The 12,538-nt window shown below is 72.7% G+C and carries 11 protein-coding genes; 2 read left to right on the plus strand and 9 right to left on the minus strand.

Annotation, left to right across the window (positions count from 1 at the left end; all coding sequences use genetic code 11):
• Positions 1-27 precede the first annotated feature (27 nt).
• From OG871_RS26545 to OG871_RS26580, 8 genes are all read right to left on the minus strand, one after another.
• On the minus strand, positions 28-1,977 hold the full coding sequence (locus OG871_RS26545) for a phosphocholine-specific phospholipase C (protein ID WP_371499948.1): 1,950 nt from the start codon (positions 1,975-1,977) through the stop codon (positions 28-30).
• An 11-nt stretch (positions 1,978-1,988) separates the two neighbouring features.
• Positions 1,989-3,413 carry a hypothetical protein gene (locus tag OG871_RS26550; protein ID WP_371499950.1) on the minus strand — a complete coding sequence of 475 codons (1,425 nt, stop codon included), beginning with the start codon at positions 3,411-3,413 and terminating at the stop codon, positions 1,989-1,991.
• A gap of 204 nt (positions 3,414-3,617) precedes the next feature.
• The gene (locus tag OG871_RS26555) at positions 3,618-3,938 is read right to left on the minus strand and encodes a multidrug efflux SMR transporter (RefSeq protein ID WP_371499952.1); all 321 of its coding nucleotides are present in this window, start codon (positions 3,936-3,938) and stop codon (positions 3,618-3,620) included.
• The gene (locus tag OG871_RS26560; protein ID WP_371499954.1) at positions 3,938-4,615 is read right to left on the minus strand and encodes an HAD family hydrolase; all 678 of its coding nucleotides are present in this window, start codon (positions 4,613-4,615) and stop codon (positions 3,938-3,940) included. Before OG871_RS26560 ends, OG871_RS26555 begins: the two co-directional genes overlap by 1 nt.
• Before the next feature lie 55 nt (positions 4,616-4,670).
• A complete protein-coding gene (locus OG871_RS26565) occupies positions 4,671-5,756 on the minus strand; it encodes an ABC transporter ATP-binding protein (RefSeq protein ID WP_371499956.1) in 1,086 nt (361 codons plus the stop codon).
• Between the two features lie 22 nt (positions 5,757-5,778).
• Complete coding sequence (locus OG871_RS26570; protein WP_371499958.1) at positions 5,779-6,618, minus strand: ABC transporter permease; 840 nt, start codon at positions 6,616-6,618, stop codon at positions 5,779-5,781.
• Positions 6,606-7,571, minus strand: coding sequence for an ABC transporter permease (locus OG871_RS26575; RefSeq protein ID WP_371499960.1), 966 nt, complete (start codon positions 7,569-7,571; stop codon positions 6,606-6,608). The genes OG871_RS26570 and OG871_RS26575 overlap by 13 nt, the downstream gene beginning before the upstream one ends.
• Before the next feature lie 8 nt (positions 7,572-7,579).
• Positions 7,580-8,749 (minus strand): ABC transporter substrate-binding protein, encoded by a 1,170-nt coding sequence (locus OG871_RS26580; protein ID WP_371499962.1) that lies wholly within the window; start codon positions 8,747-8,749, stop codon positions 7,580-7,582.
• 273 nt (positions 8,750-9,022) lie between these two features.
• On the opposite strand from OG871_RS26580, the gene OG871_RS26585 reads away from it, so the two are divergent.
• Positions 9,023-9,790: a GntR family transcriptional regulator gene (locus tag OG871_RS26585; protein WP_371503437.1), complete on the plus strand. Its 768-nt coding sequence runs from the start codon at positions 9,023-9,025 to the stop codon at positions 9,788-9,790.
• Positions 9,791-9,941: 151 nt separating this feature from the next.
• Entirely contained in the window at positions 9,942-10,796 is an 855-nt protein-coding gene (locus OG871_RS26590; RefSeq protein WP_371499964.1) for an SAM-dependent methyltransferase, read from the plus strand.
• Between the two features lie 64 nt (positions 10,797-10,860).
• Here OG871_RS26590 and OG871_RS26595 read toward each other — a convergent pair whose 3' ends face one another.
• Positions 10,861-12,432 carry a TauD/TfdA family dioxygenase gene (locus OG871_RS26595; protein ID WP_371499966.1) on the minus strand — a complete coding sequence of 524 codons (1,572 nt, stop codon included), beginning with the start codon at positions 12,430-12,432 and terminating at the stop codon, positions 10,861-10,863.
• Positions 12,433-12,538 lie beyond the last annotated feature (106 nt).

Genomic DNA, 12,538 nt, shown 5'->3' on the forward strand with positions numbered 1-12,538 from the left:
GCGGCGGGGGCCCTGCGGGCGCCGCGGTCAGTGCACGGTGCCCGCGTAGCGGCGGGTGAAGCGGGTGCCGGTGGCGGCCGTGACGGTGACGTCGTAGCGGCCCTGGTTCAGCGGCCAGTCGACGACGGCGGAGGAGTTCGCGGCGACCCAGACGGTCTTCGGCTGCCCGCCGAAGTCGTTCGGGGCGACGGTGAAGGACACCGCCGTCCCGCCGCCGTTGGACAGCCGCAGGCAGACCTTGCCGGTCTGGACGGTCGCCGTGACGGCGGGTACCGCGATGTCGTCCTGGCCGGCCCGCACGACCGACCCGGCGAACCGGCGGACGAACCCGTCGGGGCCGTGCACGGTGAAGTCGTACCGGCCGTCGGTCGCCGAGGCGTCCCAGGTGTACGTCTTCGAGGCGCCCGGGGCCACCGTGAACGGCGTACCCGCGAAGGCGTACACGATGTTCGGGTACACGGTGTACGGGAAGGCCACCGAGCCGGAGTTGGCCAGCGTGCAGGTCACGGCGCCGGTCGCCCGGTCGACGGTGACGCCGGCGCCCGGGCGGTACGGCAGCCGGCGGTGCGGGCGCTCGCCGGGCTCCTGGGGCGGCAGCGCCTGGGCTCCGACGGCGGGCAGCTTGACGGCGGGCAGGCTCGCGTTCGCGTCGGCCTTGGCCATCAGGGCGACCGTGTCGGGCAGCGCCGGGAGCGAGTAGTCGGGCGCGGTGAAGTCGAAGCAGCTGGTCAGGTCGCCGCAGACGGCCCGGCGCCAGGCGGAGATGTTCGGCTCCTGGACGCCGGTCACCACCTCCAGGAAGCGCAGCACCGAAGTGTGGTCGAAGACCTGGGAGTTGACGTACCCGCCGCGCGACCAGGGCGACGCGACCCACAGCGGCACCCGGTTGCCGAGGCCGATCGCCCGGCCCTGGGTGTACTCCTCGGGGGTGCCGGGCTCGGGGGTGGGCGGCACCATGTGGTCGAAGTAGCCGTCGTTCTCGTCGTACATGACGAGGAAGACGGTGTGGTTCCAGACGTCGGGGTTGGACATCAGGGATTGGAGTGCGGTGTTGACCCAGTGGGCGCCGTAGGCCGGTCCGGCGTTGGGGTGTTCCGAGAAGAGGTAGGGGGCGACCAGCCAGGAGACGGTGGGGAGGGTGCCGTCCTTGCAGTGGGCGTCGAAGGCGGCCGGGTCGAACTTGGTCATCGCGTTGACGTACCGCGGGTCCGTGGCGGGGAAGTTGTGGAACTGCTTGAAGTACGACAGGGCGTTGTCGTCGTAGTCGCCGGTCCGGTCGTCCTTGCTCGGGTTGTGGTAGACCCGCCAGCTGACGCCTGCGGACTGGAGCCGCTCCGCGTAGGTGGTCCAGTCGGCGACCGGGTTGTCGGTGACCGGGGTGTTGTCGATCCACGGGCCGGTGGTGCCGTCCCGCCCCGGGCCGCAGGTGCCGGTCCACAGGTAGAGGCGGTTGGGGTCGGTCGGGCCGGCCAGCGAACAGAAGTACGCGTCGCAGAGGGTGAACGCGTCGGCCAGCGCGTACTGGTAGGGGATGTCGGCACGGGTGAAGTACCCCATGGTGCGCTCGCCCTTGGCGGCTATCCACTTGTTCATGGCGCCGTTGTTGACGGCCTGGTGGCCGGTGGCCCAGTCGTGGGCGAGGCCGGCCGCGTTCTGGGCGTTGTACTTGGTGGTGTCCATCCGGTACGGGAGCATGACGCCGCCGTCGCTGCGTCCGGCGTCGGGCTGGCGGAACACGTTGCCGCCGTCGGGGAACTGGAGGGCCTGCTTGTCGCCGAAGCCGCGGACGCCGTTCAGGGTGCCGAAGTAGTGGTCGAAGGAGCGGTTCTCCTGCATCAGGATCACCACGTGCTTCACATCGGCCACGGTGCCCGAGGTGGTGGCGGCCCGGGCGGTGCCCGGCAGGCCGACCACGGCGGCCGCGCCGGCGGCGGCGGTCGCCGAGACGAAGGTGCGGCGGCTGAGCTGGGGAGTCATCGGTCGGCCTCTCAGAGGGTGAAGGTGGCGACGGCGGCGGCGGTGTCCGAGGGCCACTCGTTGGCGGCGGTGCTCGGGTCGGGCTGCGGCCAGCCGGTGGCCAGGGTGTGCGCCTCCAGGAGGCCGAGCGGGCCGGCGAACTGGACCTGGTCGATCCGGTCCTGCGGCTCGGCCTTGGCACCGCGCACCTTGCGCGTCGGCGACCAGGTGTTTCCGGGGGAGGCGGCCGGGTCCGGGTGGGCGAGCCGGTAGGCATCCGTCAGGCCGGCGTTCTGCAGCGCCACGGTGACCGGCCAGGCGAGCGCGGTGACGCCGCCGTGCGCGGCGGCGGTGGCGGGTGTCCAGTCCAGGTGCGACGGCGAGGCCAGGCCCGCGGCCAGCACCACGGCCCGGCCCGCGGTGATGTCGGCCTGCACGGCGGCGGCCAGCGCGGTGGCCTGTCGGCCGCGGGTGGAGGCGGTCTCGCTCGCGACCGTCGCGGCCGCCGTGCGGCCGTCCTGCACGGCGTACGGGCCGTAGTCGGTCTCGTTCAGGTGCGCGGCCCAGAAGCGCACGCTCCGGCTGCCCGGCAGCTGGAGGGTGACGCCGGCGGCGGGCAGTGCGGCGGTGGTGCCGGTGACCGCGGTGAGCGGGTAGCGGCTGACGATCCCGACGCTGCCGGTGGACTGGTGGGCGTACCAGCCGAGGGCGCCCGCGAGCGCGGTGGCGGCGGTGCCCGCGGTCTCCTGGAGGGCCACCACGTCGAGGCCCTGGGTGAGGATCACCCGGAGCTGCTTCTCCAGGCCGTCGTCGACGTGGGTGCCGGCGTCCCAGAGGTTCCACGCGGCCGTCTTGAGCCGCAGCGGGCCGGCCGGGGCGCGGACCGGGATCTGCACGGTGACGGTGTCGGTGTTGCCCGCGGCGTCCTTCACCCCGACGGTGAGCACGGACGGGTCGGCGGGGGCGGTGGCGGGCGCGGTGCCGGTGACCGTGCCGTCGGCGGCGACGGACAGCCACGCGTCGCCCGCGATCTTCCGGAAGACGGGGGCGCCCGAGGAGCGCATCCACAGGCCGCCCAGCTTGACGCTCACCGCCGCGCCGGGTGCGACCTGGGTGGCCGTCAGGGCGTCCACCGCGGCGTGCGGGCGGGGGACGACCGGCTTGGGCCGGAAGCTGAACGGCGCGGTCTGCGCCAGGATCCCGTACCCGTCCTTGGCCAGCAGGTACGCGGTGTACGGGCCGCCGGTCAGCGCGGAGGTGTCCAGCTGGACGTCGCCGGATCCGCCGGGGGTGTACTTCCACAGCAGCGAGGAGCCGGTGCCGGGCTGCCGGGTGCCGTCGTAGACGCCCACCCAGTTCTTCGCGTCGGGCGCGTCGGTGGTCCAGTGGAAGGTGAGCTTGTCGCCTTCGGTGGGGCTGGGGGGTGTGGAGAGGACGAGGGAGGATCCTGTCGCCACGGGGGTCCTGTCCGCCGCGCCAAGTCCGGTGCGGCTGAGTCGAGTTGGCTGTACAACTGACTCAATTCACTCTAGACGCAGCGGACTTCGGATGAACAGGGTGTGACCGGCCGTCGGGAGTTGCGGTAACTCGCGTCGCAGGCGTCCTGATCGGCCGGATCGTGCTCGACCGGCGGCGGGCCTACCGGCCGGCCGCCGGACTCGTCAGTGGCCGCCGCGCAGGTTGAGCACCACCACCCCGACGATGATCAGCGCGACGCCCAACCACTGGGCCCGGACCAGGGACTCGCCGAACGCGACCACGCCGATGCCGGCCACCGCGGCCGTCCCCGCACCGGACCAGACCGCGTAGGCGACCGAGACCGGGATGTGCCTGAGCGCCCTGCCGAGCAGCACGAAGGACAGCGCGTAGCCGAGACCCACCCCGAGGCTCGGCCACAGCCGGGTGAAGCCCTCGGTCAGCTTGAGGCAGCTGGTGGCACAGACCTCGCTCACGATCGCCAGGGCGAGCAGCAGGTACGGCATCAGACCGCTCGGGCCGCGGTGAGCCCCGCCAGCAGGCCGAGGTCGGCCAGTTCCAGGCTCTCCAGCAGGGTGATCCGCTCGGCGGCCGGGATCGGTACGGTCGAGGGCACCGCCAGCACCGCGCAGCCGGCCGCGTGCGCGGAGGCGACGCCGGTCGGGGTGTCCTCGACGGCCACGCAGGCGGCCGGGTCGAGGCCGAGGCGCTCGGCTGCGGCCAGGTACGGTGCCGGGTCGGGCTTGGTGCGCTCGGTGTCCTCGGCGGCCAGCGTCACGGTGAACCACTGGCGGCCGATGCTGCCGAGCACCAGCTCCACCACCCGGCGCGGGGAGGCCGAGACCAGGGCGGTGGGCACCTCGGCCGCCTGAAGTGCGGCCAGCAGGGCGAGCGCGCCGGGCCGGGGCACCACCTCGGCGGCGACCTTGCGGCTGAACGACTCGTTCAGCCGCTCGACCAGCTCCTGCTCGGCACGCCCGGTACCGCTCACGCGGTGCAGGTGGGCGGCGGTGTGCTCGACCGCCCGGCCGAGCACCTCGGGCAGGTCCCGGTCGGTGAGGGTGAGGTCGAGTTCCTCGGCCAGCTCGGCGGCGGACTGCCACCAGAGGTGTTCGGTGTCGACCAGGGTGCCGTCCATGTCGAACAGGACGGCGGCGGGGCGCGGAATCGGGCTGGCAGGCATGGCGGTACCTTCGGTGGAGATCGGTGGGGAGCGGTGGTCCGGGCGACGCGGCCGCTCAGGAGACGCGGCGGTCGACCAGCACCGGCCGCTCCGGCAGGGCGAGGTCGGCACGGGAGCCTATCGGCAGCGCCGCGGCGAGCTCGGTCGCCAGGTCGGCCTTGACCGAGGTCCCGTCCGCCAGCCGGACGGTCAGCCGGGTCACGGCGCCCAGGAACGACGCCCCGACCACCTGTGCGTGGCCGCCCGCGGCGGGCCGCAGGGTGACGTTCTCCGGCCGGACCAGGACGTCCAGCGGACCGTCGGCGGGGATCGTGCCGTCCACCGCGTGGCGGCGGCCGAGCACCTCGACCCCGTCGGCCGCCCGGACGGCGGGTATCCGGCTCATGGTGCCGACGAACTCGGCGACGAACGCGGTGGCCGGGCGGGCGTACAGCTCGGACGGGGCGGCGCACTGCTCCAGGCGGCCGCTGCGCAGCACCGCGACACGGTCGGCCATCGACAGTGCCTCCTCCTGGTCGTGGGTCACGAACAGGGTGGTGATGCCGAGTTCCTGCTGGAGGCGGCGGATCTCCTCGCGGAGGTTGAGCCGGACCTTGGCGTCCAGGGCGGAGAGCGGCTCGTCGAGCAGCAGCACCCGGGGCTGCAGGGCCAGTGCCCGGGCCAGCGCGATGCGCTGCTGCTGGCCGCCCGACATCTGGTGCGGGTAGCGGTCGGCGTGCTGCGGCAGGCCGACCAGCTCCAGCAGCTCCTTGGCGCGCTTGCGGCGCTCGGCCTTGCCGACGCCCCGCATCCGCAGCCCGAAGGCGACGTTGTCGGCGGCGGTCAGGTGCGGGAAGAGGCTGTACGACTGGAACACCATGCCCGCGTCACGGCGGTGCGCCGGGATCCTGGTGATGTCCTCGCCGTCGACCAGGACCTGGCCCGAGTCGTGCTGCTCGAAGCCGGCCAGGATTCGCAGCGCGGTGGTCTTCCCGCAGCCGGACGGGCCGAGCAGGGCGAGCAGCTCGCCGGGGTGGACGGTCAGGTCCAGCCCGTCCAGCGCGGTGGTGGCGCCGAACGAGCGGCGCAGCGAACGGAATTCGACGGTCGCGCTGCCGGGTGCGAGCGGCACACCGGCGACGGGGGCGGTAACCGTGGTCATGGGGGATGTCTCCGCTGGTGGTTCAGGAGTGGGCGGGCTTGTGGCGGCGCTCGCGGCCGGCCGCGGCCAGCAGGAGCAGCAGGACCCAGGTGATCAGGAGGCTGAGCACCGAGACCGCGACGGACATCTGGCCCTGGCTGTTGCCGACCGCGTAGATCCAGACCGGGAACGGCTGGTAGCCGAGGATCGAGGCGGCGGTGAACTCGCCGAGCACCAGGGCGAGGGTCAGGAAGGAGGCGTTCAGCAGGGCGCCGCGCAGGTTGGGCAGAATCACCGTGAAGACCGAACGCGGCCAGCTCGCACCGCAGTTGCGGGCGGCCTCGACCAGGGTGCGGACGTCCACCGAGCGCAGTCCGGCGTCCAGGGCGCGGTAGGCGAGCGGCAGCGCCATCAGCACGTACGCGAGCACCAGCACGATCGGGAACTCGGGCTGCTGGATGAACACGAAGGTCTGGAAGAACGGCGTGTCCATCAGGTAGTCCGGGCCCCAGCGCAGGACGCCGATCATGCCGGCGGTGAGTGCCACCGGGGGCACCACCAGCGGCAGGGTGCAGAGCACTTCGAGCACCGTGCGCAGCCGGGGCGAGCCCAGCCGGGCGGCGATCATCGCGGGCACCAGCAGCAGCAGGAGCAGGACCACGGTGGCCAGGGCCAGCTTCAGGGTCAGCCAGAGGCTGTCGGTGAAGCCCTCGGCGCCGAGCAGGCCGGTGTAGGCCTGGAAGCCGATGCCGTTCTTGTCGCTGATGGAGAACCAGACGGAGGCGCCCATCGGGATCAGGAAGTACAGCGCCGCCACCAGCAGCACGAGGCCGCGGCCGGGCTGGATCCGGCCGAGCCGGGAGCGGGAGGTCAGCTGAGCCATCGGGCGCTCCGGCGCTGGAGGGGCAGGTAGATCGCCATCACCAGGACGGCGACGATGATCATGTCGAGGCTGAGGGCGAGCGCGAGGTTGCCCTGGCCGACCAGCACGTTGCCGGAGAGCGCGTCGGCGATCTGGCGGCTGATCAGGGGCACGGTCGCGCCGACCATCGCGGCGGCCGTCGCGTACGCCGCGAAGGCGCTGCCGAACAGCAGCACGAAGCCGCCGAGCAGCGAGGGCAGCAGGATCGGCAGGGCGACGTACCGCCAGTACTGCAGGCCGGTGGCCCGGTTGTTCTGGGCCGCCTCGCGCCACTGGACCCGCAGGCCGTCCAGGGCCGGGGTGATGGTGAGCACCATCAGCGGGATCAGGAAGTACAGGTAGGCCACCGTCAGGCCGGTGAAGCTGTAGAGCGTCCAGCCGTGGTCGGTCAGGTGGAACAGCTTGGTCAGCTCGCCGGCGTTGCCCAGGGTCGCCACGAAGGCGAAGGCGAGCGGCAGGCCGCCGAAGTTGGCGAGCACGCCGGAGGCGGTCAGTACCGCCTCGCGCAGCATCCGGAACCGGGAGCCGACCACGGCCTGGGCGATCGGCAGGCCGACCAGGGTGCCGATCAGCGCGGTCAGCGCGGACAGCTTGACGCTGCTGACCAGGGCGGTCCAGTACGCACCGGAGACCGAGTCGGTGATGTTGGCGGTGGTGAAGCCGCCGGCGCCGGTCTCCGCGTCACTGGAGAGGGTGAAGGCGCCGATCACGATGGCGACGGCCGGGAGGCCGAAGGCGATCGCGAAGAACGCGAACAGCGGGAGGGTGGCCGTCCAGGAGCCGCCGCGGGGGCCGCGGCGCTTCCTGGCGTGCGAACGGGAGGGGGCGGGGGTTGCGGTGCCGGACGCCCCGGGGCCGCCACTGAGGTTGTCAGTGGCGGCCGGGGTCGGCACCGGGGTGGGAGCCGTGGTCATGTCTGTGATCAGCCTGCGATCGCCTTGGTCCAGTTCTCGGTCACGACCTTCTTCGCGGCCGTGATCTGGTCCTGGGTCGGGAAGGTGGTGAAGGGCTTCTCGACGGTCGGCAGCTTGGCGGCGGCCGCGGCGTCGAGGGTGCCGTCCTTCTTCAGGGCGTCGAAGAGGGACGGGGTGGCGTAGCCGCCGAGGAAGAGGTTCTGGCCCTCGGCGCTGAACAGGTACTCCTGCCACAGCCGCGCGGCGGCCGGGTGCGGGGCCCACTTGTTGATGCCCTGGTTGTAGTACTGGGCGTACGAGCCGTCGGACGGGACGGCGACCTGCCAGTCGATGCCCTTGCCCTTGAACTCGTCGGTGTAGCCGGCGTTCAGGTAGGACCAGTCGATCGAGATCGGGGTCTCACCCTTCTCGACGGTGGCCGGGGTGGACTCGACCGGCACGAAGTTGCCGCTCTGCTTGAGCTTGGCGAAGAAGTCGATGCCGGGCTGGATGTTGTCCAGCGAGCCGCCGTTGGCGAGGGCCGCCGCGTACACGCCGCCGAAGGCCGAGCCGGACTTGGTCGGGTTGCCGTTCAGGGCGACCTTGCCCTTGTACTCGGGCTTCAGCAGGTCCGCGAAGGTCTTCGGGCAGACCGGGATGGCCTTGGCGTCGCAGCCGATCGAGATGTAGCCGCCGTAGTCGTTGACGGTGAGGCCGGTGGCCTCCTTCATGGTGGCCGGGACCTTGTCGAAGTTCGCCACCTTGTAGGGGGCGAGCAGGCCGTCCTTGGCGGCCGAGACGGCGAAGGCGCTGCCCAGGTCGACGACGTCGGGGGCGCGGTCCTGGCCCTTGCGGGAGGTGATCGCGTTGATCTCGTCCTGGCTGGAGCCGTCCGGGTTCTCGTCCTCGATCTCGATGCCGTACTTGGCCTTGAACGAGTCCATGATCTTGCCGTAGTTCGCCCAGTCCTTGGGCAGCGTGATGACGTGCAGCTTGCCCTCCTTCTTGGCGGCGGCGACCAGGGCGTCCATCCCGCCGAAGTCGGCGGCCGAGGTGGCGTCCTTGGCCTCCTTCTTCGCGCCGACGGCGGTGTCACCGGACTTGGCGGAGGTCCCCGCCGAGCCGCAGGCGGAGAGGGAGAGCGCGGCGGCGGTCAGCACGGCCGCGAGGGCGGCGGCACGAGGGCGGTACACGGTCACGGGTGGTTCTCCTGAATGAGGTGAACAGGCGGGGAGAGTTCGCGAAGGTGGGTCAGCTGACGCTGAGCCAAGTTGGCTGGCCAACTTGTGCTGACGGGGGTAAGTACGCCCGAGTCCGGTGACGGGAAGGTGAACGGCCGACCCGGAACAGGGGTCGGCTGCCGGAACGGTCGAATCCCGTCCGTTCACGGACATCCGCAGCGGCTACAGTCGGTGGCGTCCCGCGCGACACCACTGCCCGGGCCGCCACCCCAGGAGGGACCCTTGACCGACGTGGCACTCGACCAGGACCGCGCCGCCGGCTCGCTCTACCGCCGGGTGGCCGCCGACCTGCGCGAAGCGATCACCTCAGGCAGCTACGGCGAGGCCGGCCGGCTCCCCGCCGAAGGCGCGCTCGCCGAGCAGTACGGGGTGTCCCGGGGCACCGTGCGGCAGGCCCTCGCGATGCTCAGGGCCGACGGACTGGTCACCTCGCGTCGCGGCACCCGCCGGGTCGTCCTCGGCACCGCCCGGGTGCAGAGCTTCTCCGAACTCCTCAGCTTCACCCACTGGGCCCGCTCCATGGGGGAGGAGCCCGGCGGCCGGCTGGAGTCCCTGATCCGCCGCCCCGCGGACGCCGCCGAACGCGAGCACCTGCGGCTCGAACCCGGCACCGAGGTCTACGTGACCCTGCGGCTGCGCACCCTGTCCGGTACCCCGGTGATGGTCGAGCGCACCGTCTATCCGCCCCGGGTCGGCGAGGTGGTCGCCAGACTGCCCGCCGACGTGGTCTCGCACACCGAGCCCCTGCGCGAGCACGGCATCCTGTTCACCGACGCCGACCACACCATCGACGTGGTCGCGGCCAACGCCGACGACGCCCGGCTGCTCGGCTGCCGCCGGGGCAGCCCGCTGCTGCGGGAGCGCCGCCGCACCACCGACCCCACGGGAACCCCGGTCGAGTGGTCCCAGGACCGTTACCTGCCCGGCACGGTGGCCTTCAGCGTCCACAACTCCCTGGCGGCCTCGGCGCTCTCGCGCCACACCCGCGCCGACGACTGACCGCGCCCGGTGCGCCCGGCGGCCCTTCGGGTGGACGGGGGTGCGCGGGCGGCCGGTCGTGCGGGGTATCCGTGCGCATCCCAGGAGGATGGGACCCTCAGGGCGCTACCCTGACGGCCAGTGTGATGATCTGCCTTTAGGGGATGGTGCTGTGACGTCACGTCAGGAAATCTCGACCCTGCCCGAGCCCGACCCCGCCGAGCAGGGGGAATGGGAACGCCTGGGAGTCGACACCAGCGCGCCGCACTCGGCGCGGGTCTACGACTACTGGCTCGGCGGCAAGACCAACTTCGCCCCCGACCGCGCGATGGGCCAGGCCTTCGAGGAGGCCATCCCCAGCATCCGCGCGATGGCCAAGGAGAACCGCGCCTTCCAGGGCCGGGCCGTCCGCCACCTGGCCCGGGAGCACGGCATCCGCCAGTTCCTCGACCTCGGCACCGGCATCCCGACCTCCCCCAACACCCACGACATCGCCGAGGCCGTCAGCCCCGGCACCCGGGTGGTCTACGTCGACAACGATCCGATCGTGCTGGCCCACGCCCGTGCGCTGATGGTGAGCACTGCGGGCGCCCGCACCACCTACCTCCACGCGGACCTGCGCAAGCCCGCCGAGCTGCTGGCCGACCCCGAGCTCACCGCCACCCTGGACCTCGACCGGCCGGTGGGCCTGCTGCTGATCGCCGTCCTGATGCTGATCGCCGACGAGGACGACCCGTGGGGCAAGGTCGCCGAACTGCGCGACGCGCTCCCGTCCGGCAGCTGCATCGCGCTGACCCATCCCACCCAGGACTTCGACCCCGAGACCGTGGCCACCGTCGCCGCCGCCGCGCAGCAGGGCGGGATGACGCTGGTGCCGCGCACCCGGGACGAGGTCACCCGGTTCTTCGACGGCTGGGAGCTGCTGGAGCCCGGCGTCTCCCCGGTGATGGCCTGGCGCCCCGACGGCGAACCGCCGGCGGACCCGACCGCCGCGTACTACTGGGGCGCCGTCGCCCGCAAGAAGTAGGCCTGCGGACCGTCGGGCCCGCACCGCGGCGGTGCGCGGCCCGACGGCGAGCCGCCTCAGCGCCTCAGCACATCAGCGCGGCGAGCAGCGGCCGGAAGTGCGCGAAGCCCGGGATCCGGGCGCCGGCGTCCTTGGCCTGCTCGTCCCAGCGGCGGACGGCCACCGCGTCCGCGGCCCCCGGCAGCGCGGCGAACCCGGCCGCCTCGCGCTCGTCCATCGGCCCGCCCTGCACCCGCAGGGTGTACTCCGAGGCCTCCGACAGTCGCTCCCGGTACCCCGGCTCCACCGCGCAGAGATAGCGCTTGGCGGCCACGTGCAGCCGGACCGGCTCCGTCACCTCGGGGCCGAACCACCGGCCCAGCCAGTCGGCGCCGGTGTGGCTGTGCCGGTTGTCCCGGCCCTGCATCAACTCCAGCCCCGAGCCGTTGAAGTGGCCGACGTCGTGCAGCAGTGCGGCCGCGACCAGGTGCGGCGGCGCGCCGGCCGCCTCGGCCAGTGCGCCGGCCTGCAGCATGTGCTGGGCCATGGTCACCTCCTCGCCCAGGTACTCGGCGGCGCCCTCGCCCTCGAACAGCTGCTCAAGGGTGTCCAGCGCGGCCGACCTCCGGTGCAGCACGGCCAGGGTGCTCGCCAGCGAGTCCAGGTCGGCGTAGCAGCCCTGCAGGTGGCGGTGGCCGTCCTGCTCGAAGGCCGTCCGGGCGTGCAGCAGCCGGGTGTTGTCGAAGATCAGGCAGTCGCCGGGCCCGAGCCGGAAGGTCAGCCGGAGCTCCGGGCGCAGGGTGATCGCGGCGAACCGGCGGTACGCGGCGTAGAAGGCGTCCAGCTCGGCGGCGGGCAGCCGCAGGGTGCCGATCGAACGGTTGTTGAACCGGACCTCGCGGATCCGCCCGCGCGGGTCGGTGCCGATCAGCGGCTGCTCCGCGGACAGCTCGGTGCGGCGGTCCCGGAAGACGAACGGGACGGGAGTCGCGGTGAGGACCGCGAAGTCCGCCGGGTGCTCGGTGCGCAGCAGGTCGGCCGCGCGGAAGCCGTCCACCAGGCCGGAGTCGCCGCCGGTCGCGTCGTTGCGCAGGCAGTGCAGCAGCTGGAGGGTCGGCACCGGGTCGCGGTACGGGTTGTCGGTGTGCGGGGCGATGGCGGCGCTGGTGAAGGCCAGGTTGTTGGGGTCCGGCTCGATCCGGACGTCGAACAGCTCCCCGTAGTTGGTCCTCCGGACGTACCCGAAGGTGCGGGCCACCTCCAGCACCTGCCGGTCCTCGCCCGGCACCCCGCGCAGCACCGCGAAGCCCAGGTGCCGGACGGCGCCCAGCACCGCCGCCCGCTCGGCCGGATCGGCCAGGTACGCCGTCCAGTCCGCCTCCGGCAGGCCGCGGGTGAAGTCCGCCGCCGCCCACAGCCGCTTGCCCTGTTCGGTGCGCCCGTCGACCTCACCCGCCTCGTCCAGCCAGCCGAGCGGGTACGCGGAGCGGTGGCCGTCGGACCAGCGCACCTCCAGCCGCCCGTCCCGCTCGACCTCCTCGACGGCGGCCAGACCGTCGGGCAACTCGCCGATCTGGAACAGCTTCTGCCCGTTGCGCGGGTCACGGCACTCGGTGCACGGGCAGTTGTCGCGCAGCCAGTACGGGGACAGGGTCATCGTCTCTCGACTCCTCACGGTGCGTCAGTTGTACAGACAACTTTTCTGCACCCCGACCCTGCCGAAGCACGGTGATGGCGACCCGTCCAGCAGATGTCCGGCGAGC

This window comes from Kitasatospora sp. NBC_00374 (assembly GCF_041434935.1).
Taxonomy (GTDB): Bacteria; Actinomycetota; Actinomycetes; order Streptomycetales; family Streptomycetaceae; genus Kitasatospora.

Excerpts from the sequence above, each read along its gene's own strand:
- OG871_RS26545 (WP_371499948.1), bottom strand. The coding sequence starts at position 1,977 with ATGACTCCCCAGCTCAGCCGCCGCACCTTCGTCTCGGCGACCGCCGCC.
- OG871_RS26555 (WP_371499952.1), bottom strand. The coding sequence starts at position 3,938 with ATGCCGTACCTGCTGCTCGCCCTGGCGATCGTGAGCGAGGTCTGTGCC.
- OG871_RS26560 (WP_371499954.1), bottom strand. The coding sequence starts at position 4,615 with ATGCCTGCCAGCCCGATTCCGCGCCCCGCCGCCGTCCTGTTCGACATG.
- OG871_RS26565 (WP_371499956.1), bottom strand. The coding sequence starts at position 5,756 with ATGACCACGGTTACCGCCCCCGTCGCCGGTGTGCCGCTCGCACCCGGC.
- OG871_RS26570 (WP_371499958.1), bottom strand. The coding sequence starts at position 6,618 with ATGGCTCAGCTGACCTCCCGCTCCCGGCTCGGCCGGATCCAGCCCGGC.
- OG871_RS26575 (WP_371499960.1), bottom strand. The coding sequence starts at position 7,571 with ATGACCACGGCTCCCACCCCGGTGCCGACCCCGGCCGCCACTGACAAC.
- OG871_RS26595 (WP_371499966.1), bottom strand. The coding sequence starts at position 12,432 with ATGACCCTGTCCCCGTACTGGCTGCGCGACAACTGCCCGTGCACCGAG.